At 41.8% G+C, this 23,612-nt stretch carries 23 protein-coding genes and 1 pseudogene; 12 read left to right on the top strand and 12 right to left on the bottom strand.

The genetic code is table 11. The annotated features are described in order from the left end of the window. Nucleotides 1–351: 351 nt before the first annotated feature. Nucleotides 352–570 (top strand): DUF4327 family protein, encoded by a 219-nt coding sequence (locus ACFE93_RS01225; protein WP_012407469.1) that lies wholly within the window; start codon nucleotides 352–354, stop codon nucleotides 568–570. A gap of 98 nt (nucleotides 571–668) precedes the next feature. Here the strand turns inward: ACFE93_RS01225 and ACFE93_RS01220 are convergent, their stop codons facing one another. The 3 genes from ACFE93_RS01220 to ACFE93_RS01210 all read right to left on the bottom strand — a co-directional run bounded on the left by ACFE93_RS01220 (nucleotide 669) and on the right by ACFE93_RS01210 (nucleotide 5,256). Then, a complete protein-coding gene (locus ACFE93_RS01220) occupies nucleotides 669–1,955 on the bottom strand; it encodes a protein kinase (protein ID WP_375471644.1) in 1,287 nt (428 codons plus the stop codon). A 209-nt stretch (nucleotides 1,956–2,164) separates the two neighbouring features. Further along, the gene (locus ACFE93_RS01215; protein ID WP_375471643.1) at nucleotides 2,165–4,165 is read right to left on the bottom strand and encodes a serine/threonine phosphatase; all 2,001 of its coding nucleotides are present in this window, start codon (nucleotides 4,163–4,165) and stop codon (nucleotides 2,165–2,167) included. Between the two features lie 299 nt (nucleotides 4,166–4,464). Further along, nucleotides 4,465–5,256 carry a basic amino acid ABC transporter substrate-binding protein gene (locus ACFE93_RS01210; RefSeq protein WP_375471642.1) on the bottom strand — a complete coding sequence of 264 codons (792 nt, stop codon included), beginning with the start codon at nucleotides 5,254–5,256 and terminating at the stop codon, nucleotides 4,465–4,467. 134 nt (nucleotides 5,257–5,390) lie between these two features. Here ACFE93_RS01210 and ACFE93_RS01205 point away from each other — a divergent pair, with 134 nt between their 5' ends. Further along, nucleotides 5,391–6,590 (top strand): PLP-dependent aminotransferase family protein, encoded by a 1,200-nt coding sequence (locus tag ACFE93_RS01205; RefSeq protein ID WP_375471641.1) that lies wholly within the window; start codon nucleotides 5,391–5,393, stop codon nucleotides 6,588–6,590. 144 nt (nucleotides 6,591–6,734) lie between these two features. On the opposite strand, the gene ACFE93_RS01200 is transcribed toward ACFE93_RS01205, so the two are convergent. From ACFE93_RS01200 to ACFE93_RS01190, 3 genes are all read right to left on the bottom strand, one after another. Continuing rightward, nucleotides 6,735–7,358 (bottom strand): J domain-containing protein, encoded by a 624-nt coding sequence (locus ACFE93_RS01200; protein WP_375471640.1) that lies wholly within the window; start codon nucleotides 7,356–7,358, stop codon nucleotides 6,735–6,737. A gap of 241 nt (nucleotides 7,359–7,599) precedes the next feature. Continuing rightward, complete coding sequence (locus ACFE93_RS01195) at nucleotides 7,600–8,208, bottom strand: ATP-dependent Clp protease proteolytic subunit (protein ID WP_375471639.1); 609 nt, start codon at nucleotides 8,206–8,208, stop codon at nucleotides 7,600–7,602. Between the two features lie 114 nt (nucleotides 8,209–8,322). Next, nucleotides 8,323–8,985, bottom strand: coding sequence for an ATP-dependent Clp protease proteolytic subunit (locus ACFE93_RS01190; RefSeq protein ID WP_334928315.1), 663 nt, complete (start codon nucleotides 8,983–8,985; stop codon nucleotides 8,323–8,325). A gap of 238 nt (nucleotides 8,986–9,223) precedes the next feature. Between ACFE93_RS01190 and ACFE93_RS01185 the strand changes: the two genes are divergently transcribed. From ACFE93_RS01185 to ACFE93_RS01175, 3 genes are read left to right on the top strand one after another with little or no spacing between them, the layout of a single operon-like run. Continuing rightward, a complete protein-coding gene (locus tag ACFE93_RS01185) occupies nucleotides 9,224–10,480 on the top strand; it encodes a VWA domain-containing protein (protein WP_375471638.1) in 1,257 nt (418 codons plus the stop codon). 12 nt (nucleotides 10,481–10,492) lie between these two features. Next, nucleotides 10,493–11,773 carry a VWA domain-containing protein gene (locus ACFE93_RS01180; protein ID WP_375471637.1) on the top strand — a complete coding sequence of 427 codons (1,281 nt, stop codon included), beginning with the start codon at nucleotides 10,493–10,495 and terminating at the stop codon, nucleotides 11,771–11,773. A 29-nt stretch (nucleotides 11,774–11,802) separates the two neighbouring features. Next, the gene (locus tag ACFE93_RS01175; RefSeq protein ID WP_375471636.1) at nucleotides 11,803–12,501 is read left to right on the top strand and encodes a hypothetical protein; all 699 of its coding nucleotides are present in this window, start codon (nucleotides 11,803–11,805) and stop codon (nucleotides 12,499–12,501) included. 203 nt (nucleotides 12,502–12,704) lie between these two features. Here the strand turns inward: ACFE93_RS01175 and ACFE93_RS01170 are convergent, their stop codons facing one another. Both ACFE93_RS01170 and ACFE93_RS01165 read right to left on the bottom strand, forming a co-directional pair. Beyond that, nucleotides 12,705–13,316 carry a hypothetical protein gene (locus tag ACFE93_RS01170; RefSeq protein WP_375471635.1) on the bottom strand — a complete coding sequence of 204 codons (612 nt, stop codon included), beginning with the start codon at nucleotides 13,314–13,316 and terminating at the stop codon, nucleotides 12,705–12,707. A 573-nt stretch (nucleotides 13,317–13,889) separates the two neighbouring features. Beyond that, a complete protein-coding gene (locus tag ACFE93_RS01165; RefSeq protein WP_375471701.1) occupies nucleotides 13,890–14,003 on the bottom strand; it encodes a hypothetical protein in 114 nt (37 codons plus the stop codon). A gap of 93 nt (nucleotides 14,004–14,096) precedes the next feature. On the opposite strand from ACFE93_RS01165, the gene ACFE93_RS01160 reads away from it, so the two are divergent. Next, the gene (locus ACFE93_RS01160; protein ID WP_375471634.1) at nucleotides 14,097–14,483 is read left to right on the top strand and encodes a VOC family protein; all 387 of its coding nucleotides are present in this window, start codon (nucleotides 14,097–14,099) and stop codon (nucleotides 14,481–14,483) included. 133 nt (nucleotides 14,484–14,616) lie between these two features. On the opposite strand, the gene ACFE93_RS01155 is transcribed toward ACFE93_RS01160, so the two are convergent. Together ACFE93_RS01155 and ACFE93_RS01150 are read right to left on the bottom strand one after the other, a co-directional pair. Beyond that, a complete protein-coding gene (locus tag ACFE93_RS01155) occupies nucleotides 14,617–15,216 on the bottom strand; it encodes a Uma2 family endonuclease (RefSeq protein ID WP_375471633.1) in 600 nt (199 codons plus the stop codon). Nucleotides 15,217–15,262: 46 nt separating this feature from the next. Further along, a complete protein-coding gene (locus tag ACFE93_RS01150) occupies nucleotides 15,263–15,832 on the bottom strand; it encodes a hypothetical protein (protein ID WP_375471632.1) in 570 nt (189 codons plus the stop codon). A 288-nt stretch (nucleotides 15,833–16,120) separates the two neighbouring features. On the opposite strand from ACFE93_RS01150, the gene ACFE93_RS01145 reads away from it, so the two are divergent. Both ACFE93_RS01145 and ACFE93_RS01140 read left to right on the top strand, forming a co-directional pair. Beyond that, nucleotides 16,121–17,140, top strand: coding sequence for a saccharopine dehydrogenase-like oxidoreductase (locus tag ACFE93_RS01145; protein WP_375471631.1), 1,020 nt, complete (start codon nucleotides 16,121–16,123; stop codon nucleotides 17,138–17,140). An 86-nt stretch (nucleotides 17,141–17,226) separates the two neighbouring features. After that, entirely contained in the window at nucleotides 17,227–18,171 is a 945-nt protein-coding gene (locus ACFE93_RS01140; RefSeq protein WP_375471630.1) for an alpha/beta fold hydrolase, read from the top strand. A gap of 142 nt (nucleotides 18,172–18,313) precedes the next feature. On the opposite strand, the gene ACFE93_RS01135 is transcribed toward ACFE93_RS01140, so the two are convergent. Next, on the bottom strand, nucleotides 18,314–18,679 hold the full coding sequence (locus ACFE93_RS01135; RefSeq protein WP_375471629.1) for a phospholipid-binding protein: 366 nt from the start codon (nucleotides 18,677–18,679) through the stop codon (nucleotides 18,314–18,316). 269 nt (nucleotides 18,680–18,948) lie between these two features. On the opposite strand from ACFE93_RS01135, the gene ilvN reads away from it, so the two are divergent. From ilvN to ACFE93_RS01115, 4 genes and pseudogenes are all read left to right on the top strand, one after another. Further along, complete coding sequence (gene ilvN / locus ACFE93_RS01130) at nucleotides 18,949–19,467, top strand: acetolactate synthase small subunit (protein ID WP_104905365.1); 519 nt, start codon at nucleotides 18,949–18,951, stop codon at nucleotides 19,465–19,467. Between the two features lie 432 nt (nucleotides 19,468–19,899). Further along, the gene (locus ACFE93_RS01125) at nucleotides 19,900–21,444 is read left to right on the top strand and encodes a protein kinase (protein WP_375471628.1); all 1,545 of its coding nucleotides are present in this window, start codon (nucleotides 19,900–19,902) and stop codon (nucleotides 21,442–21,444) included. Between the two features lie 251 nt (nucleotides 21,445–21,695). Beyond that, a pseudogene (locus ACFE93_RS01120) lies at nucleotides 21,696–21,905 on the top strand (transposase); the annotation flags it as partial. A 257-nt stretch (nucleotides 21,906–22,162) separates the two neighbouring features. Continuing rightward, the gene (locus ACFE93_RS01115; RefSeq protein WP_375471627.1) at nucleotides 22,163–22,861 is read left to right on the top strand and encodes a hypothetical protein; all 699 of its coding nucleotides are present in this window, start codon (nucleotides 22,163–22,165) and stop codon (nucleotides 22,859–22,861) included. A 13-nt stretch (nucleotides 22,862–22,874) separates the two neighbouring features. Here the strand turns inward: ACFE93_RS01115 and ACFE93_RS01110 are convergent, their stop codons facing one another. Further along, the gene (locus ACFE93_RS01110) at nucleotides 22,875–23,381 is read right to left on the bottom strand and encodes a hypothetical protein (protein ID WP_375471626.1); all 507 of its coding nucleotides are present in this window, start codon (nucleotides 23,379–23,381) and stop codon (nucleotides 22,875–22,877) included. Nucleotides 23,382–23,612: the final 231 nt, after the last annotated feature.

Raw genomic sequence — 23,612 nt, 5'->3', positions numbered from 1 at the left:
AAGGTAGTGTTGCACTCTTGCAGAAAAAAGGTAGAGGTAAAGAGGAAAAACAAAAGGGGCAAAGGTTAAAGAAAAAAGGGGAAACATAAACATCCCTTACCCCTACTCCCAAAACTTTTGTCTGGCTTCTGCAAAAAGTTTAAGGACTACTTGGTAAAATTGAGATTTTCTGGTGGTAATTACCGTACAAAACCGAATTGATCATTAACTTTGTAGAGTTTGTTATGGTATAGTTAAAAAGTTAAGACTAGCTTTACCAAATTACACCACTCTACGGGCCAGCAAAAATTGCAGAATGGGAAGCAGTTTTAATTAAGCATTTACCCACAAAATCAGAATTCAATCGAGGTTATGACTCAGCAAGTGATTCACCCAATGGTGAAATTGCAGCGCAATGTGCAATCACTCATAGAATCGAATATTATCAAGCCAAGCGATAGCATCTGGAAAATCGCTTTGCTATACGGTAATGAATGGCAGCACTGGAAACAGGAACTGCTTGACTTTGGCTTTAGTATGCAAGACCCAGTTAGTGAATTGCTAGCTGTAGAAACTTGGGATGAAGAGTAAAAATTAGGTATGGGGCATGGGGCGTGGAGTATTGGTCAATAACTAATAGTTATTATTCCCATGTTTCCCCTGCTCTATCATTCCCTACTCCGCACTCTCTAAACTTTGCAGGCAGCTAAAGCCGCAGCTAATTCCTTTGCATTTTGATAGCGATCGCGTGGCAATGGTTCTGTAACGCGGTCGATCACATCTCTTAATTGGGAACTAATGGTGGGAACTTTTGCCACATCAAACCTGAAGTTTCGCCCTCGTTGGCGGTAATACTTGAAAGGGTTTTCGCCTGTGAGCAGAAAAATCAGCGTTGGCCCAATTGCATACAAATCAGATTGAGTTAAAGGTTGTCCTCGTTCTTGTTCAGGAGCGCAGTAACCTTCTGCACCAATTCGAGTACCGGGCGCTGTGCCAATTTCCTTAACTGCGCCAAAATCTAGCACTACGATGCGATTTCCTGAACTTCGCACCATTAAATTGGCGGGTTTAATATCGCGGTGGATCAGTGGAGGCTCTTGGCTATGAAGATAGTCTAAAATATCGCAGGTTTGGATCATCCAAGCGATCGCTTGGTTTGGTGTCACTGGGCCAGTGGTATAGACACGTTTCTCCAAATCTTGTCCGTGGATTAGTTCCATTGCTAAGTATTTTTTTCCGCCTTCTACAAAGAAGTCATAATACTTGGGAATTCCAGGATAGTTAAGGGATTTGAGAGTATGCGCCTCTCGCTCAAATAACTCTTGAGCTTTGACAATTTTCAGCATATCAGCATTCATTTGCTTCAATACCAGCAGTTGTGGCATACCCGCAATCACACCAGCCTCATCCCAAGCGAGATAAGTAGTACCCATACCTCCTTGTCCGAGAGTTCGCAACACCTGATAATGGCGAACTTTCTGTTGGACTGAGAGAGGTTGACCGCAGTGGATGCAAAACAGATTATTTGGGGAATTGCCTTCGTGCGTGCAAGTGGAAGATGAATTTGCCAGATTTTTTGCTGAGTAAAGCGTCTCGGCGGCGTTTTCTTCTGTTCCTTGTATTTGTTGTTGCGATCGCAAACCAGTTTCCAGTTCTGTTACCTCCTGAATTTGGAATTGCAATATTGGGCCTCCCTGTGCCAATTGCAAAAGGGAATTATCTGCTAACGGACTCTGAAGTACAAGGATACCGTTGAGAAAAGTCCCATTTGTACCCTGACTAATCAGCTGCCAAGCATCGCCATTGCTAGCGTCACCGATTTTTCTCAGTTCTAGATGATGCCGCGAAACTAAACTATCATTTAAAACAACGTGATTATCTGCCGCTCGACCAATCCGAATTATGGAGGAGTTCTCAAAGCACCACTGCTGAAGGGGAGTTTTCTGTTGCGGTTCTAACAGGGTCAGACTAACCACAATACAACCTACAAGGTAAATGGATTAGGGATTGGGCATTGGGCATTGGGCATTAAGCATCGGGCATTGGGTATTAAACTTATCAAAAAATTAGGCTTTAACCCTTGATTTATAAGGCGTCGAGGTTAATTTGCCTATATGTCTATTGGGAATTGGTGATTGTTATTTCTTCTTATTACCCATGCCCCATTACCTATGCCCATTTATGATTAACTTTCCAGATTTGGGCGTACTTTTGCCCGAACAAGTATACCAGTAATATTGTCGTGACCGTTGTGTTGATTTGCTAAATCAATTAATTCTGTAACGCCCCGTTCTAAGTTAACGCCAGAACTAAGTAAAGGTTCTAAGTGAGTCTGCCAATGGGTTTCTAGTAAATCATTATCTGATAGACCGTCCGATGCCAACAGCAGCAGAGTATCTTCATTGATGTCGAAAAAGCTGACATCGGGATTAATCGAGTTTTCATCACGAGGCCCCAAGGCTTGGGTGAGTTGGTAGGCATCTGGGCGGGCGTAAGCTATGCTTGCTTCTACTCCTCGGTTAATTTCCCGTTGCCCAACTTCGTGATCTAGTGTGACTTGTTCTAGTCCCTGCTTACGCGTCAGGCGATAGAGACGGCTATCTCCCACATGAGCGACTGCTGCTTGAGTATCTTGAATTAAAAGCATTACTAAAGTTGTACCCATACGCCCAACTCCAGAACGGGCATCTTGTTGGTTGAGCTTGTAAATCGCCTCATTAGCTAAATACACTGCCTCACGAATGCTATCTTCTGTTGGCAGCTGGTTGCCAATCCAGTGTTCTTGAAAGTATTGCCGTAGGGTGTTGACTGCTAACTCGCTGGCTATCTCGCCGCCAGCGTGTCCACCCATACCATCACAAAGAATATACAAACCATGCCCTTCTAAAACTCGACTTTTGGGGAACTCCAGTTTATGAATTTTGGTTTCAATACCAAAGTTGTCTTCGTTATGATGACGTTGACGCCCCACATCTGTGCGTCCTGCATCTTCTAAGCTACTTAACTGCATCGCCAGCACAACAGTTGCCATATCATCAGTTTTGTTAATGATATCTTCTAACTCATCTAGTTGCCGGATGGTGGACACAGCAGTATTTTTCTCCTTTATTGGGGGCAAAGTTGCGCTTCCTAGTGCTTCCAGTTCAACAGAGATTTCCTCCAAACGCGATCGCAATTGTGCGATCGTCTGAATCTTACCTAACTCTAAATCCCCCAACATCTGGACTACGGAGCCAAATTGAGTCCGTTGCGACTGTCTAAATAGTGCTTGCCAAACCCTTCCCAAAGCTTGGATAGTTAACGGCTCCTCTGGAATGGCAGATGCTTGACTTTGGGCATCTTCTGGCGACTCCGTGGCGGGCTGAGAATTCGATGATTCCACATACAACCTTTGTAGTGCCAACGTTTGGTCTTCATCCAATCGCAAATTCGACAAATCTAAAAGGCTTTGACGACAATTTACTGGTTCCAATACTGCCCAAAGTTGGGTCATTTCATAACACCAGTGTAAAATTTTTAATGAACTGGTTGTTTCTTCTTGCCATAGGTCGAGTAAATACTGCCAATCCGAGCGGTTTTCGATTATTAATACCTGTATATCTCCTTGCTGCCATGCGTCGTGAATCGGTGGTATCCCCCGCTCACCTTGGGATTGTAAGGCAATATAAAGTTTAGCAAGGTAAGGAATTTCATTCGCTTCCACTGGTGGCGTTAGCAAATCTGATTCCTGACTTTCTAGTATTGCCTCAATGGGTGATATTTGATACGGCTGACAGTCTAGAACTCTCACACCCACATCAGTAATAATGGCAGTTTCCGTCTGGGCAAGTGGCGTATCTAACAATTGATAGCGCTCTTGGGAGTCTAAATAGGAGCCTAATGTAATTTGAAAAGTAGGCGATAGAGGAGATGGGGAGGGTATTGCTTGCTCATCTCCCTCACCTCCCACGTCTCCTATATCTTCTACATCTTCTACTTTCAAAGCTTCCCCAGTCGTTTCTTTAGCAATAATTGCCCAAAACACTGTTCCACATTCTGTGTCACAGTTATGACAACGTAGTGCATTCACAGGTACATCATCGGTACTGCATTCAGGACAGACCTTGTGAGTCAGGGATGTGCCACAGTTTTGACAGAATTTGTTGCTATTGGGGTTTTCAAATTTACACTGAGGGCAAATCAGCATAGTGGAAGTTCCTTTATTCCCGTTCGTTCCAAGGTGCCACAATTGGCTGTCCCTGACTACAGTAGATTGTAGTTTATCAATGAATTTTGGTGGCAGTATTAATTGTGACGCATATTAGATAAATATTTCATATATTGGCAGCTAATTCCTTATAAATGGGGAACAGGGAATGGGTAAGATGAGGGAGCAGGGGAGACAAGGGGGACAAGGGTGAATTATTGAACAAGTTTCTCCCTTATCTCCCCCCTTTTCCTTGCTACCTTGTCTCTTCTCAATGCCCAATACCCAATGCCCAATTGTCAAGAGTTTGGCAATTGTGGAGGTTCAGCGTCAAACCATTTTTGATAAATTTGTTTGTAAGTGCCATTGGATAACAAAGCCGCTATACCTTTGTTAATTGCATCCAAATGGGGAGAATCCTTGGGCGTAGCAATCCCGTAGTATTCTTCAGTGAGTAAATCCGCAACAACTCTGATGCCTTTGAGTTTGCCATTTTTAATCGCATACAAAGTCGCGAAAGCATCGCTAACCACAGCATCAACATTGCCATTGAGTAAGTCTTGAAAAAATTCTGGCCCAGAATTAAAAGTACTAATTTTGGCATTGGGGATTGTTTTGGCAAAATCGGCCCCAGTGGAACCAATCTGTACAGCAATTTTTTTCCCTTTGAGACTATTGAAGTCTTTAATATTTTGATTGTCTTCGCGGACAGCGATCGCAAGTCCGGCTTTAAAATAAGCTCGTGAAAAAGCAATTGTTTTCAGGCGTTCTGCGGTAATTGTGATTCCACTAATTGCTGCATCAACTCTTTTAGCTTGCAAGGTCGAGATCGTGCCATCAAAGGGCAGACTTTCAAACTGGACTGTAAAACCTGCTACTTTAGCAATCGCATTCATCAAATCAATATCAAAGCCTTCCAAGTTCCCGCTAGCTGTTTGGATCTCAAAAGGGACAAAGGTGGGATCTGTAGCCACCTTGAGAGGTTTAGCATCTGGGTTAGTAGTGGGATATAAACTCTGACAGGCAATAATCAGTAGTAGGCAGCCTAAGCTTAGAATTAGCTGCTGCCACTTGAAGTTAATTAATTTCACTATAGTAATTTTGTTCTAGTAATCAAGATTTACGATACTTGTCATGATGTTATAAGAAAGAATACATACGTATGACTTTTCGCTAATTGCCTTTTTGTGCGTTCTATATTCTGACTCCCAATTTTGAATTGCTTATGACTTCTACAACTTCTGCTTACCAAATTGCTGATTTGTTCGCCGAAAGAGCTAGAAATCTGACACCACCAACTTACGGCACTGAGTTAACCAAAATCATTACCGTCAGTTTTGCCTATGGTCTCGCTGACCCGATTCTCTTTCCCCACGCGGACTTGGCTGCTGCAAGTGGGGCTGTACTAGCAGAAGAGGCTCCGATCGCTCTCAATTATGGGCCACCTTCAGCCCAACTTTATGAACAAATAATCCTCCGCTTGCAAGCTCAAGGAATCCCTGCCGATCGCGATCGCCTGATTGTTGGCTATGGTTCTGGTCAGATTTTGGGTTTGCTACCCGATGTGTTTGTTGAACCTGGTGATGTCGTAATTGTAGAAGGGCCAACCTTCTTGGGAGTAGTTAATAGATTTGTCCAGGCTGGCGCACGCCTAATTACCATTCCTGTAGACGAATTGGGAATGGATGTGGATGCCCTAGAAGAAACTTTGAGCGACTTGAACAAACGAGGCATTCGACCCCGATTTATTTACACTATACCCACTTTTCATAATCCCACAGGTACTACTATGCCATTATCTCGCCGCGAAAAACTGGTAGCGTTAGCGGCCGAGTATGGCGTGTTGGTGGTAGAAGACGATGCCTACAGCGATTTGCGCTTCCAAGGCGAGGCTGTGCCATCCTTGGCAAGCCTTGACAAGGAGGGCTGGGTGTTATATGTGAATACTTTCTCGAAAATCATTGCGCCTGGTATCAGATTAGGCTGGGCTTGTGGCGATCCAGCAATTATTGAGCGGTTGGCAATGTTCAAAAGTGAAGGACCTGTGGGGCCGTTTGTCAGCCATGTGGTTGGCCGCTACTGTGCTACAGGCAAACTAGATTATCATATTCAGGAGCTAATCGCCTGGTACAAGCATAAGTGTAATTTGTTGTTAGAAGCGATCGCTCAAGAGTTTCCCACCGATGTAGTTGCTTTGCGACCAGGTGGTGGCTTTTTCGTTTGGTGTAAATTGCCGCCAGACATCAGCGCCAAAGCACTCCTAACTGCTGCCAATGAACAGGGCATCAGCTTTCTGCCAGGAACTCGCTGCTACCCCAATGGACAGGGAGATGATGCCATCAGGTTAGCTTTTAGCTTTCAACCAACTAAGAAGATTGTCGAGGGAATCGCTACCTTGGGAGCAGTGCTGAGGGGATGGCGGTAATTCGTAATTCGTAATTCGTTCCCAGTCTCAGACTGGGAATGCTCTTTGAGAGGCTCCCACCTCAGTGGTAGCAGCCCAATGAAGACTATTTCCTTTTTAGAACCTGGAAACGAGATTTTGGTTTTCAATAAATTTTGTAAATCTTTAAAAAATTTGCTCTAATCGTTGGAAATCGCGCTGGACTTCATACCAGAGACTTTTATTATGTGGGTCTGTTTTCAAGGCTTTTTTGAGATAAATTCTGGCTTTGAGTAGTTGTTTTTCGGAAATTAGTGCCCGTCCCCAAATTTGATAGGCGATCGCTAGCCATTGACGAACTTCTGCATCTGTTGACAAACGCTCTGCTAAAGCTTCCGCCAAGGCGATCGCTTGCGGAAATCGTTTTTCTTGCAAAAATCGCTGCAATTGCTCATAAGTCTTCCACTTCAGCCGTTCTTCTATTTCCAACAGATTCGGCGGCTTTGGTTTCCCTGATTCTTGGCTTGTCACCGTTGTTACTGGTGTTTTCTGCCGTTGCGTTGCCTTAGCGTCGTCACGTCCAGACGTTGACACTTGACTGGAATGTGCGCCAATTTCCTCTGGTAGTACTACCGTCAGCAGGAGTTTGTAAGCCTCTGTCAAGGCAATAAACTTATCTTTGGCTTTGTTGTCATCTGGGTTAATATCAGGATGATATTGCTGCGCCAGTCGTCGGTAAGACGCTTTGATGTCAGCAAAAGAAGCTCCCGATCTTAAACCTAGTAAACGGTAGCAATCTCCAAGATCCATCTTGAGCTATCAGCTATCGAATATTTAGCTATTGGCTATTATCTGTCAATATCAGCTTCAAGCCCGGACTATTAATGATAAAGGCTAATTTTCTATTTTAAAGTTCAATGTTGACAGTTTGTTTATAAAAGGGCATTGGGCATTGGGAAAGAGGAGGCAGGAGGCAGAAGTTCTTGAATTTTGAATTTTGAATTTTGAATTGATTTCTCCCCTGCTCCCTGCCCCTCTGCCCCCTGCCTTTTTACTCCCCTACTATGGAGGTTCGGTCTTCAATCACACGGTCAATTAAACCGTATTGTTTTGCCTCTTCAGCAGACATGAAAAAGTCACGATCCATATCTTTTTCAATTTTTTCTATGGTCTGACCTGTTTTATCAGCATAAATCCCATTGAGCTGGTGACGAATCCGCAGAATCTCTCTAGCTTCAATTTCGATATCGGTTGCTTGTCCACGAGTACCACCTGAAGGCTGGTGAATCATAATCCGTGAGTGAGGCAACGCCAGCCGTTTGCCTTTGGTGCCAGCTGCCAGCAGGAAAGATCCCATTGAAGCAGCTAAACCCACGCAAATAGTCACTACATCTGATTTGATATGTTGCATGGTGTCAAAAATAGCCATGCCAGATGTAACCATCCCACCAGGAGAATTGATGTATAAATAAATGTCTTTACCTGGATCGTCTGAGTCCAGATACAGCATTACAGCGATAATTTGATTGGCAATTTCATCATCAATATCTCGCCCCAAGAATATAATCCGTTCCCGGTAAAGGCGATCATAGATGCTAATCCAATCTGTATATTGTCCACCGGGCATCCGGTAAGGAACTTTCGGAACGCCTATAGGCATAATTTACTCCGTTTTTAATAATTTGGGGGCGGTGGGAGAGTTAGGAATAACTCATAACTCCTGTACAGACGCGATTAATCGCGTTTCTACTCAGCACTCAGCACTCAGCACTCACTAAAGGACACTGGCAGGTAGTGGAGGATTTGCGAGTTCTTCTTTCTCAAAAACTCGGTCAATCAGTCCGTATTCCTTTGCTTCATAGGGTGTTAGATATAACAGCCGATCCATATCTTTAATAATTTTTTCTGGGGGCTGTCCAGTGGTGTTATGTAAGATATCAACTAACGCCCCTTTATTTACCAAAACTTCCCTAGCGCGAATTTGAATATCCGTTGCTTGACCTTGGGCGTAGCTCTTAGGCTGATGCAGGATAATCGAGGAGTGAGGTAAACTAGCGCGGCAACCTTTTGTACCAGCACTGAGGAGCATCGCTGACATACCCATCGCGGAACCAACGCAGATGGTGTGGATCGGAGGCTTGATATATTTCATGGTGTCATAGATGGCGAAGGCTTCGGTTTCAAAGCCAATGGGTTCGCCACTGTAACCGGAAGTGCCGGTTGAGTTGATATAGATTTTTATCGGTTTTTCGGGGTCGTCGGATTGCAAAAACAGCAATTCGGCTACGATTAATTCGGTGACAGCAGGCACCAGTGGCATCCCAATATAGACAATTCGCTCCTTCAATAAGAGGGAAGGTAAATCTGGCGGTGGTGTCCGGTAAAAGTTATCGCCGTAATATGGGGCTTGAACAGCCTTAATTGGGGAAATATCCATAGCAACTGATCGCCTGAAACTATGCCGTTAACTGTAATACATCCTAGCGCGATGCACGTTTCCTTCAAGGTGCGGATTTCTCCCTAATGCTGAAGGCGGCTTCGCATCTGCCAATGCTTAACTTCTAAGATATTCTGATTATATTAGTGTATTTATATTGGATAGGTTTTCCGTAAAGCTAAAGTAGTGCTTTGAAGTTATTTTTTTATATGTATATCCTGAATAGGGACTCTGAGTTATGAAGGTTAATTTGCAGCCTGCCTTGAATGATGGTAATTTGGACGCAAATCAACTGAACAGTCAACGTCAGTTGGAAATTTCGATTTCGGCGATCGCAGAGACTCAAGACCGCCATGTACCCCTGAATTTATGCTTAATTCTCGATCATAGTGGTTCGATGAACGGGCGATCGCTAGAAACGGTGAAAAAAGCAGCGAATCGTTTGGTAGATAGACTCAATCCTGGCGATCGCCTCAGTGTGGTAGTTTTCGATCACCGTGCCAAAGTCTTAGTACCCAGTCAAAGTATCGAAAATCCAGAGAAAATCAAACAGCAAATTAATCGCCTCGCCGCCGATGGTGGAACTGCGATTGATGAAGGACTGCGTTTGGGGATTGAGGAGTTGGCGAAAGGGAAAAAAGATACTGTTTCCCAAGCCTTTTTGTTAACTGATGGGGAAAATGAACATGGTGATAACAATCGCTGTTTGAAATTCGCCCAATTGGCTGCTAGCTATAATTTGACTTTAAATACTTTGGGATTTGGTGACAACTGGAACCAAGATGTTTTAGAAAAAATTGCTGATGCTGGCTTAGGTACTTTATCTTATATTCAAAAACCCGAACAGGCAGTGGAAGAGTTTAATCGCCTGTTCAGCCGTATTCAAACTGTGGGATTGACTAATGCTTATCTGTTATTCTCGCTGATGCCCAATGTCCGGTTAGCGGAACTCAAACCCGTGGCTCAAGTTTCCCCCGACACAATTGAGTTACCACTGCAACAAGAAGCTGATGGACGTTTCGCTGTGCGATTGGGAGATTTAATGAAAGATGCGGAACGGGTAATCTTAGCTAATATTTATTTGGGACAATTGCCAACAGGTGAACAAGCGATCGCTAATGTGCAAGTCCGCTACGACGATCCAGCCGCCAACAAAGTAGGTTTAGTTACACCAAATATCCCAGTTTATGCCCATGTAGTCAAAAATTATCAAGCAGACCCGAATCCCCAGGTGCAGCATTCTATTTTGGCATTAGCTAAGTATCGCCAAACCCAGCTAGCCGAAACGAAATTACAACAGGGCGATCGCTCTGGTGCGGCGACGATGTTACAAACGGCTGCGAAAACTGCTTTGCAAATGGGAGATACTGGGGCGGCGACGGTGTTGCAAACTTCTGCCACCCAGCTACAATCTGGTGGAGATTTATCTGAAAGCGATCGCAAGAAAACCAGAATTGTCTCTAAAACAGTTTTGCAAGATACCCCTCCCCAGTAAACTCAGGTTTAGATGAAAGTTAAATTGCTCTCGGCGTTAAATGACAATAATGTTGATCTGGCTCAAACAAGTAGCCAACGTCAACTAGCAATAACGATTTTTGCGATCGCTGGTGAGCTTGACCAAAATCTCCCCCTTAATCTCTGCTTGATTTTGGATAGAAGTGGTTCCATGCATGGACAACCAATTAAAACGGTGATCCAAGCTGTGGAAGGATTAATCGATCGGTTGAAAGTAGGCGATCGCATCTCAGTTGTGGCTTTTTCCGGGACTGCGGAAGTCATTATTCCTAACCAAGCGATCGAAGACCCTGAAAGCATCAAATCTCAAATCAAAAGCAAACTGACTGCTAGCGGCGGTACTGCGATCGCTGATGGTTTGGAACTGGGAATTACAGAATTGATGAAGGGTACAAGAGGCGCTGTTTCCCAAGCGTTTCTGCTGACGGATGGACATGGTGAAAGCGGTTTGCGGATTTGGAAATGGGATATTGGGCGAGATGACAACAAGCGCTGTCTTAAACTGGCGCAAAAGGCTGCCAAGCTGAACCTAACTATCAACACTTTCGGATTTGGTAATAGCTGGAATCAGGATTTGCTAGAAAACATTGCCGATGTCGGTGGTGGGACTCTAGCCCATATTGAACGTCCCGAACAAGCTGTGGAGCAGTTTAGTCGGCTGTTTGGGCGGATTAAATCGATTGGGCTAACTAATGCCTACTTGTTGTTATCTCTAGTGCCCAATGTCCGATTAGCAGAACTTAAACCCATTGCCCAAGTTGCCCCAGACACAATCGAGTTACCAGTGGAACCCGAAGCTGATGGTAGCTTTGCTGTGCGTTTGGGAGATTTGATGCAGGATGTAGAACGGGTAGTTTTGGCGAACATTTATCTGGGACAATTGCCAGAAGGTAAACAAGCGATCGCGCATCTGCAAATCCGTTATGATGACCCGTTGGTTAACGAACAAGGCTTACTTTCGCCCTTGATGCCAGTGTATGCAGATGTGGTGCGGGCGTATCAACCAGATTCTAATCCGCAGGTACAACAGTCTATTTTAGCATTAGCGAAGTATCGCCAAACCCAGTTAGCCGAGGCTAAATTGCAACAAGGCGATCGCACTGGTGCAGCCACGATGTTACAAACGGCTGCTAAAACCGCTTTACAAATCGGAGATAAAGGGGCAGCGACAGTGTTGCAAACCTCAGCCACTCGCTTGCAAGCTGGGGAACAACTTTCCGAAGCAGACCTCAAGAAAACTAGGATTGTATCAAAGACTGTTTTACAGGAATAATAAAAATTGACTTTGTTTGGAGGTGCAGAATGTCAACAATAACCTCTATTCTTGATAAGATTGCAATCCTTGCAGAACAGAGTGGTTACATAGGCTGTCTTGAATACTGGAGTGTTTGTGGCGGTTATAATCCAGATTATCCTCCAAGGTTAAGTGTTGAGCAGATCCAGGAACTTACTCAGAATTATCCGTTTCATTTACCATTAGAACTTTGCGAACTATACCAAAGGGGTAATAGTTGTTTGCCTATTGGTGTCAACCCCAACAAAAATTGGGATTCCTTTGACAGTTATTTTCAATTTGAATTTCCATTGGAAGATGACGATTTTTTCTCATTAGGAGAAGCAATTAATATATATCGCTCTATAGCCTCTTGGTTAAAGAAAGACAAACACAAATTACAGATATCAAGAAACACAAATAATAGCCAGCAAAAAGTTCTAGCTTCTCTCCTGAATAGCAATAATTTTTCTTCACGCTTATTTCCCATTTCTAGCACGGAGAATGGCTTATACGTTGTAGTCGGTAATGAAAAACAACAGAAAACATCACCAATACTCTTTTTATGGGAAGATTTAGTAATTTCTATGAAATGGTCAAGCCTTACTTACATGATGCTAGGAATAGCAGAAGTCATGGAAAGAAAGATGCAGTCACCAAAGCCTAATGGGTATGAAATCGAAGCTATTTGGCACAAGTATGCTGTCGCAGAGAGTAGTAATCCCTGACGGGGCAACAGTTTCATAGCGGTTAGCTAGTTCAATGATGCGGTGTCCTACTTAGACGATGCAAAAATTAAGACTTGCTGTAGTGAGCGATTCATCGCTCAAAACAAGGATTTTTAGGACTAGAGTCCTTACTACAACCTTTAATTTATTTACACGTAGTTACTTAATAAATATTTTTTATGTTTTTTCATTTGCGTAGTTAGTTAAATCGGTAATACTTGTATTGTTTCAGGAGGGCATTTTACTACACCATTTATGTATTCTGGACGCGAGGGTACACGCCCAAAGTCATTACTTTGACAGACAATACTTATCAGTTTCACTTGCTTGTCCCCAGAAATGCGAACAGCAAAACTCGCTCCAACATACCACCTAAGTTCAAAGCCAAACATACCACCACAGTCGTCTTGAACGCCATAGCTATAAACAGCATCAATAGTTGTTTTAGAGAGAACGTTAGTATCTGTTTCAGTATAGTATCGATAACATATTTGTGTTCCAAAAATTGGTGGAAATGAACCATAGTTAGTTGCTACTTCATCAGGAGGTATAAAAAAGTTTTTGTTCTTTAAGAAGTAGTTCCTTTGAATTTTAATCTTAGATATAATATGCTTTTCTGCTTCTTTCTCCAGTCTTGATATTTTCTCATCCATCGCCTTATTTTCATCTTCCTTCTCACACCCAACAACAAAGAAACTCAGCAGAATAATGCTAAAAATTAAAAGTTTTAGAGAAGGGTAAATAAATTTATTAGTATAATTACGAATCGGTTTTAACTTTCCCAAGTGTCGCAGATGCTTCAATTTTTCCAACATAAAGCGAATGGGCTGAAAAATTAAATATAACTACGTGACAATAGTAATGTCAAGGTATTAAATCTATATCGTAAGCAGCAATTGAAAGATTCTTGTTGAATGAAGCGATCGCAATCTAACGGCTCAACAATACACCAAAATCAATGCGTGAATTACTTAAGTAAACAAGCAAACTGGGGTTTGAGAAAGTAAAAGCTCTTTTTACTTGCGGAAAACACCAAAATGAGAAAGCAAACTGGGGTTTGAGAAAGTAAAAGCTTCTTTTGCTTGCGGAAAACACCAAAATGAGAAAGCAAACTGGGGTTTGAGAAAGTAAAAGCTCTTTTTACTTGCGGAAAACACCAAAATGAGAAAGCAAACTGGGGTTTGAGAAAGTAAAATGTCATTTTGAGAAAGCAATATGCCTTTTTGCTTATTGAATATGAAGTTTTGAGAAAGCAATATGCCTTTTGGCTGATTAAATATAAATTTAAGTTAAATATACGAAAAGTTAGACATCAGGTAACAGATGATTTCTGCATCTTTAGCTTCAGACATCGCAATTTCACCCACGTCGATACGAAAATCATCGTCCTATATTTCTTCATACCAAAATGTAGCAGTTCTAATCTGATCTACAGTAATAAATATTGCTCTACGTAAATCAGCGTCTTTAAGGTTGATGGCATCAAGGTTTGTATTTTCCAGATTAGCACTTTCCTAAAGCCCTCATCTTGCAAAGACTAGCAAAACTCTGCTAAAAGTGCTACAGGTAAATGGTTGTTAGCTTGAAAAGTACACATGAAAACCACTGGCATTCATCATGTAGCTATTATTTGTTCTGACTACGATCGCTCCAAAGCATTTTATGTCCAAACTTTAGGCTTTTCGATTATTCAAGAGACTTTTCGCGCCGCCAGAAATTCTTATAAATTAGATTTAAAAGTTGCAGAAAATACGCAAATCGAACTATTCTCTTTCCCAAATCCTCCAGAACGGCCTAGTAAACCAGAGTCTTGTGGTTTAAGACATCTTGCTTTTCAAGTTGATGATGTAGAAGAAACTGTTTTTTATTTAAAATCCAAAGGGTTAGAGGTAGAAAATATCAGAATTGATGAAATTACAGGCAAGAAATATACTTTTTTTAAAGACCCAGATAATTTACCATTAGAAATTTATGAGCGTTAAAATTAGTTGCTAACAGGCAAAGTTGTCATTACTATAAATAATGAAGCGATGTCTACGATAGGCTACGCCTACGTACCATCCTAATTAAACGTTATTACTGCCAAAATCGCTACATTCAAAACTCTGCCTACACTTAACGAGGCAGAATGTCATCTAAGCGAAGTTGAATACCAGGTAAAAGTAGCGAGTTAATTAATTGGTTGAGTCGGTATTGTTGTTGAGTATAACTGTCTTCAACCAATTTACAAACGGTAAATGTAGGTTGTTTGGGTTTTCCAATAAATGCTATACCACCCAATCCTCGATAATCCACAATCCAATATTCAGGGATGCCTAAAAGCGCATATTCTTCAACCTTTCTTGCATAGTCGGTTTCCCAGTTAGTGCTAACGACTTCCACCACCAATTTAATTGAGCGTCCAAGAGTAATTACAGGTTCTCGCTGCCAAAGGGGTTCACGGTCGAGAACCGTTTCATCAAGAACCACAATATCAGGACGACGAACTGTAGCTGTATCAGCAAAAGGGTAAATCAAACAAGTGCGAGGAATAAACCAGGGGTCTGCAACAAGGTAGATGCCAATTTGGGTTGCAAGTTTGCCACTCACCGTTTCATGCCGGCCAGTGGGTTCCATGTCAATTAGTTCTCCGTCTGCTAGTTCATAGCGGGGATTGTCTTGATAGTGGGAGAGAAAATCTTCAAATGTGAGGGTTTTTGGGGAGATATATGTCATGAAAGTCAATCTCCTGAAGGGAAGTTTTTTTGATTATAAGTCAACTTTACGGCATAAAATTTATCTCATTTTTTGGGGGACAGTAAATACTTCTACCAAAAGAATCGCCAGTTTCTGCATCCGTTACTTCCACAAGTTTAGCGTTATCAGTACAGACGCTTCTACCTCTAGACATTCTCAACTCACCTTGGACAAAACCAGTCACTATCCACACCATTCGGTTGTTAGAAATCGATGATTTGTACTCTCCTGTTTTGGCTGCAAATTCCTCATACATTGTAAGTTTTGCTTCTGTGATTTGCATCTTACTAGACTTTTTGAGAACACTTTCAATCGTCATCAAACGGCTTGTTGGTAAGCTATTATTTGCAGGGTATGTTCGTACTATTGAGTAGAATGGTATTGGTGGATTGACTTGCTTTTTTGTCTGTACTGGTTTAGCTATGACTGTCTGCACTAGCAAAAAAGTAGTAGTGGTAGCAAATATAAAAGCAGATAACGAAGTTATTGTAAAAATATTAAACATAGTGCAAATACGCTTCATAATACTCAGAATGCTAACAACCTCATACCACTTTAAGCGATCGCCTCCGTAAGTCTTTGTATCATCGCGCAACTCTATTCTGTTAGAATATCAAGTTTAGCCAGTATTCTTAAGCTTTATTCGGGGTTGCCAGTTGCGACCATTGCTTTAAATCTGGTATATTCCTAGTCAAAAAACTCAAAAGCGATCGCTTAGAGATAAATAGAGATAAATATCTGCAATATCCAGCCAAAGAACCCAGGATAATGAATCATAATTAATCTCTATAGCTTTGAGTTATCAGCCATCAGCCACCAGTTACCAGCCGGAAGCTGAGATGCGGAATCCTCAAGGCTTTTGATTCAACTTAAGGAATTAACTATGAATTCTGAAAAAATCAAAAATTCTCTAAATATTTCGCCAGCGATACGTGTGGGAGTACTGGGTTTCGGCGGACTCGGACAAGCAGCCGCTAAGGTAGTTGCTGGCAAAAGAGAAATGATTTTAGTTGCAGCAGCAGATCATAAAGGCTACGCTTATGCTGCTGAAGGTTTAAATACTGAAGAATCCATTGCAATCTATCAGTCCCAAGGTTCGGTCGGTTATTTAGAGCCAATTGGTACATTAACAAATCAAAGTATTCAAGATTTAATCGAAATAGCTGAAGTAGATGGGTATTTTTTGGCTTTACCTAACCTACCAAATGATTTTATTCCCACTGTCGCTAAGGAATTTATCAAATCTGGTTGGCGTGGGGTACTAGTAGATGCAATTAAACGCACCACTGCTGTAGAACAACTACTAGCGATGAAAGATGAACTGCAAGCAGCCGGCATTACCTACATGACAGGATGTGGTGCTACACCTGGACTATTAACAGCAGCAGCAGCTTTAGCCGCCCAAAGCTACGCCGAAATTCATCATGTTGAAATTACTTTTGGGGTGGGAATTGCTAACTGGGAAGCTTACCGCGCCACTGTTCGGGAGGACATCGGCCATATTCCTGGTTACACCGTGGAAATTGCGAGGGCGATGACTGACGCCCAAGTAGAAGCACTATTAGATAAAACTAATGGCGTGCTGACCTTGACAAATATGGAACACGCTGACGATGTGATGTTAGAAATAGCCGGGATAGTAGGGCGCGATCGCGTTACAGTTGGTGGTGTAGTCGATACCCGCAATTCCAAAAAGCCCCTCAGCACGAATGTTAAGGTAACAGGACGTACCTTTGAAGGAAAGATTTCCATCCATACATTTACTCTCGGAGATGAAACCAGCATGGCAGCCAATGTCTGCGGCCCTGCTTTTGGCTATCTCAAAGCTGGCAGACAATTGCACCAACGCGGCATTTATGGAATATTCACAGCTGCCGAAATTATGCCCCAATTTGTTAGGTAAATAGGGAATGGGGACTGGGGACTGGGGACTGGGAATACCCAATCCCCAATCCCCAATTCTTATAATGGTATTTCAGCGCTGATAAATTGGAGGTAAGTGCGATCGCTACGGTACACTGGCAGGAACGGGTTGGTAATCAAAGAGATTGGATTTGGCGCGGCTGGCAAACCCGCTACACTTACATTCGCCCTAGCCAAAGTCACCCCAATACAACACCCCTAATTCTGTTACATGGCTTTGGTGCTTCCATTGGTCATTGGCGACATAATTTAGACGTGTTGGGTGAGCATCACACAGTTTACGCCATAGATATGTTAGGTTTTGGCGCTTCTGAAAAAGCCGCAGCTAATTACAGTATCGAACTCTGGGTTGAGCAGGTTTACGATTTCTGGAAAACATTTATCCGTCAACCAGCGATATTAATAGGCAATTCCAACGGTTCACTGATAGCTATGGCCGCCGCCGCCGCCCACCCCGATATGGTGCTGGGTATGGTAATGATGAGTTTACCCGACCCGTCATTAGAACAAGAAGCAATTCCTCCTGTGCTGCGTCCGCTTGTCATAGCAATTAAAAATGTTGTTGCTTCGCCCTTAATACTTAAACCTGTGTTTAACTTCGTGCGCCGTCCTGGGGTGCTGCGTCGCTGGGCTAGTCTCGCCTACGCTAAACCAGAGGCGATTACCGATGAACTGATAGAAATCTTAGCAGGGCCTCCCCAAGACCGGGGTTCTGCGAGGGCGTTTAGTGCTTTGTTCAAAGCTGCGATCGGAATTAATTTTAGTCCCAGTGTCAAGACAGTATTACCAACCTTAACAATTCCGATGCTTTTAATTTGGGGGCAAAAAGATCGGTTTGTTCCACCAGCCTTGGCTAGCCAATTTGCCCAATATAATGAAAAGTTGGAACTGCTAAATCTGGAGGATGTAGGGCATTGTCCCCATGATGAATGTCCAGAACAAGTTAACCAAGCGATTTTAGATTGGATTGAAAGATGGATTGGCGATCGCCAACCATTGGTTGTTCCCTAAATGTTATGCAATGGGAGCGATCGCATCAGCAGTAACTAGTACAGGACTGCGTAAATAAACATACCATTTCAAATGGCGCGAAAGCCTAGAATACAATACTTTTGACTTTTGACTTTTGACTTTTGACTTCCGCGCAGCGGTACTAGCCAATCGTCGCCTGATTAGTGTCAACATCTGTAGCACCATTTACAGAACTTGCCACAGAAATCATTTTATTGAGAATTTCTTGACTGGGGACTTTACCTTTCAACACTACAGTGCTACCCGTCTGAGCTACCCAAAGGGTATTAACATCGTCGAGTTGGGGATCTTCATCAAATGCCAACGCTACCCGCTTTGCTAAACCACTTTGGTCATATTCTCCGCTTAACCCTAGACGTTCTGGAGGTATTGATTGCGTAGCACTAGCGACATCACTACTAGGAGCTTGCTGTACAGCCTGTGGAGCCGGATTTACTTCTGCATTTTGAGGTTTTTCCATTCCAAACAATCTTTGTAGCCAACCCATAAAAACTTGTCTCCTACTAGAGGCTTATCAAATCTGAGTATAAAAGCTTTACAAAAATGCTGCATCTGCCAACAAAAAGATATACATTCAATCAAATTCTTGCTTGCGGTAGGATTTCTAAACAATTTCTCAATTGAGAATGCAATGAGTGCAGCTCTTAAGTTTACAATAGGAGGTCGCACTGAAAATTTAGTGCGGTAGTAGGTCTAGCGTTGCCCTTTGCTAGTGTCTGCGTTACTCAATTCCTGCTCTAGCCTCTGTTGGCGAAGATGAAACATACCCTTTCAGTTCTCGTAGAAGATGAGGCGGGTGTTCTTTCCCGCATTTCTAGTTTATTTGCGCGTCGCGGCTTTAATATTGAAAGCCTTGCTGTTGGCCCTGCCGAACAAGGAGGAGTCTCCCGAATTACAATGGTTGTCCCTGGTGACGATCGCATTATCGAGCAACTCACGAAGCAACTGTACAAGTTAGTCAATGTCCTAAAAGTCCAGGACATTACCGAAACTCCTTGTGTCGAGCGGGAATTGATGCTTTTGAAGGTGAATGCTAGTAGCAGCAATCGCTCAGAAGTGATCGAATTGTCTCAGATTTTCCGGGCGCGAGTCGTGGACGTGGCGGAAGATTCTCTCACCTTAGAAGTTGTGGGAGATCCAGGTAAAATGGTAGCGATCGTGCAAGTATTACAAAAATTTGGTTTGAAAGAAATCGCCCGCACTGGCAAAATTGCCCTAACTCGTGAATCAGGCGTGAATACCGAGTTACTCAAATCTTTGGAAGCAAAGGTTTAGTTGGGAATTTAAATCAAGATTCAGAAATACTCAACCGCAGCTGAAGTCATAGTGGCAATTGTTACTATGACTTCTGCTTAGGGATTAGTACCGCTGCGCAAAAGTCAAAAGTCAAAAGTATTGTATTCCGGGCTTTCGCGCCATTTTGAATGATATGTTTATTTACGCCGTGTTGTACTAGCAAAAAAAGAAATATCCAACTAACCTTCAATTTTGGCGTTCCCGCTTCTCCTGTCAAAGACGCTACGCTAACGGGTTGCTGTAGGCATCGCTTCTTCTGGTGATACGTTACTATAGATGACACGCACGCATCATGCCTGGCAGGTATTCATCCATCATCGTGACGTTGGCGTAAATCACCCGTTGTATTTTTTTAGTTAAAACTGCCATAAATTAAATTATATATACCTTATTTAATGCTGTATAAATCTAATGCATCCTCTTGGCACAGTACTCCGCAGTCGTTATAAAATTATTCATCCCTTGGGAAGCGGCGGATTTGGGGAGACATATTTGGCAGAAGATTTGGATATACCTACAACTCCTAAGCCTAAATGTGTTGTCAAACATCTGAAGCCACAAAACCAGAATGAAGCACTTCTGAAGATTGCTAAAGGTTTATTTAACCGGGAAGCTGAAATTTTATATCGCTTAGACAACATTCACAATCAAGTTCCCAAACTATTCGCCCATTTTGAAGAAAATGGCGAATTTTACCTAGTACAAGAATTTATTGATGGGCATAACTTAAGCAAAGAAATAATAGCAGGTCAGCCTTGGGGTGAAGCAGAAGTAAAAAAACTGCTCAGGGATGTTTTAGAAGTTTTAGTATTTATCCATCAACAAAGTATCATTCATCGTGATATTAAGCCACAGAATATCATGCGTCGTCATCAAGACGGAAAGATTGTGCTGATTGATTTTGGAGCAGTAAAAGAAATTAAAGGCTTGGAGACGAATACTCAAGGTCTAGTCACATCAAGCATCCTGATTGGCACAAATGGCTATATGCCAGATGAACAAGCTAATGGCAAGCCCAAACTATCTAGCGATGTGTATGCAGTAGGTATGCTAGGAATTCAAGCACTGACAGGCGTACCGCCTCAAAATTTACCCGAAGATCCCGTAACAGGTGAAATAATTTGGCGGGATCGGGCGAATGTCAGCGACAGATTTGTCGAGGTGTTAACAAATATGGTGCGCTCTCACTTTAGCCAGCGTTACCAAACAGCAGCAGAAGCGTTACAAGCACTTACTCAATCAACACCATCACCAAAACCAAAGTCAGATCGCCAGCGATCGCAATCTAATCGGAAAGTTATGGTAACAGGCGGAGCAGTTTTACTTGGATGTATCATGTCTTTGTATGTAGTGTCTAGATATTTTGCTCAATCACCAACTCCTCCAAATCCACAAGCAGTTACTCCACAACCGCAAACAGTTACTCCAAAACCGCTTTCTACAATCAACAAATTTTCTCAGCTACCTTGCGATAGCGATCAACAGCTATCCTCACCCCCTACAGCTACAGGCAAACCAACCTGGGAAACTAACGTCTATAGATATTACGGGCAGATCAATCCAAAAACGAAAGAAGCCAACGGTAGAGGGTTGATGGCTTTTAAGCAGAATGATTTTCAATACTATGGAGACTTTAAAAATAATAAACGTAATGGTTGTGGGAGATTCTCACATCCGGCAAAAAGTAATATTAACTATTATTTAGGACAGTTTGAAAATGATCAACCTCAAGGGCTGGGATATTTAAAATTGAGAAACGGAAATGAATATAGAGGAAACTTTGCTAAAAATAAGTGTCAAGGAGAAGGAGTATATATATATGCAGATAAAACTGAGCGACATGGAATCTGGCGTGAAGATAAGTTAGAAGGAAGTGACTTATTATGTAATAAGGAGCCTTCACCTTCAGCATCTAGTATGCTAACTATCAGCTTTCTCAGCCTAAAACCCTTTTAACAGTTTTCAGCTTATTTACTTAGGTAACAGTTTTCCCATCAATTGGGCTTTTATGCGTTAATAGCGGATTTAAATTCCTCATATCGAATTGCATTCAAAGACAGTAAATTCAGTAAACCGAAAAGTTCTGCGATTGCTCTGTGATAGATATTGCTTAATTGTTCAGATTGGAAGCACATATAATTTACCAACTGATGTTTGTGGAAAGCACAGATAGTTTGTAAATTGGGTTGATCCCACTTGATTTAAGTACAACGGTTAGATGGTTTGGTGAAATAGTTTGTTATTTTGATGAAAAAATTACCAGTGTTACTGTAGAAGAGATTAATAATTAACTTAAGTTAATTAAAAGACTTGGATATGGCTTTCGTGGCTTCAGCAATTTTAGATTACGCAGTTTATTAAACTGGCACTTTACTATTAATTTTCCACAAAAGTGGCGAAATATCCTAAAATATTAAGAAATACTTAAGTTTATTTTCGTTTATGCTAATTAAATACATCTAATGGTTTATACTTAGTCTATTAACAGTGTTTTAATAAGATTAAATATTTATACTGAATTATCCATAATTACGTACTTATATGTATTTTATAACTATGCCAAACTATAAGGTTGATACCGTTATTTATAAGTATTAAGTAAGTACCATTTTCCAAAGAATTAGTATTTATGAATGAATTTTAGGTTGTATACATTACAAAAGAAAGGTATTTTATGAAGATAAAATTTATACTTTATACTTCTTGTTTACTTGTTTCTACAAGTTTAGGTGTTCTTCCAATACAGCAAATACTAGGGCAAGAAGCATCGCCAGCATCTCCTGAACCAAACACTGTACCAGGTTCCCCAACAGAACCATCCTCTACGCCAACTACTTCACCATCTCCTACACCAACTGCTGTACCAGCTCCCACAACAACACCAAATACGATACCAACTTCTACAGAATTCTCCCAACTACCTTGCGATCAAGATCAACAGCTATCCTCGCCCCCCCCAGCCACAGGCAAACCAACCTGGGAAACTAACGTCTATAAATATTACGGGCAGATCAGTCTAAAAACGAAAGAAGCCAATGGTAGAGGGTTAATGATTTTTAAGCAGAATCAATTTCAGTACTATGGAGAGTTTAAAAATAATAAACGTAGTGGTTGTGGGAGATTATCATATCCGGTAGAAAGTAATATTAACTATTATTTAGGGCAGTTTACAAATGATGAGTTGCAAGGGCTGGGATATTTAAAATTGAGAAACGGAAACGAATATAGAGGAAACTTTGCTAAGAATAAATGTCAAGGAAAAGGAGTATATATATTTACAGATAAAACTGAGAAAGATGGACTCTGGCGTGAAGATAAGTTAGAAGGAAGCGATAATTTATCGTGTAAAGAGTTTAACCGTAATTATCGATAGTATGCACATCAATCTAATTAATTAAGTTTGACATTCCAGTGACGTGCATCTGAAGTAAATTCATAAAGCAAAGGTTATTAAAGAAGATGAAAATTAGACTTTCTGCTACTGCTTTAGTTGTTTTCACAAGTTTGAGTTGTTTTCCAACGCAACGATTACTGGCCCAAGAAGCACTTCCTGTTGCAGGACCGGCAATAGCATCAAACAACAATAATAGTAATAATAATATTATTGATGGATTACCTACTGCGGGGCCTGCCATACAGCCAGAAAGTAGACGTTCTTCATCACGCCCAACAGTCATTAGTAGAGCAGAATCTAGAAGGTCATCAAGGCGTTCAACAGCCATTAGTAGAGAGGAACCTAGAAGGTCATCAAGGCGTTCAACAGCCATTAGTAGACCAGAATCTAGACCACGAGTTAGACTAGTAACGGACACACCACAGAGACAAACTCCTCCAAGAAGGAGAATAAAACAACCTGCTACACCAGCTCCAAAAGCACCTTCAGTCTCTCCCAATTTCCCAATAAGACTATGGTAAAACTATAGGTTTATAAAGGGCAAAATGGAAAGCTAAAAATTAGAATTTAGAAATTAAGCTTGCTGATTGTTTAATTTTGGCTTATTGATAGAAGGCATGTTTTAAGCTAGTATGAAGATAGAACAATATTTCAATTAGCCTGATTAAAGCTTTAAGCATTGCCTCAGAGGTTGTTTGAAAAGTGTTTCGCTGTGAATTTATATACTTTC

It is taken from the genome of uncultured Nostoc sp. (assembly GCF_964247315.1).
In the GTDB taxonomy this organism is placed as follows: domain Bacteria; phylum Cyanobacteriota; class Cyanobacteriia; order Cyanobacteriales; family Nostocaceae; genus Nostoc.
Note: the sequence above shows the minus strand (reverse complement) of the source record. Positions and strands in the feature narration are given on the sequence as shown.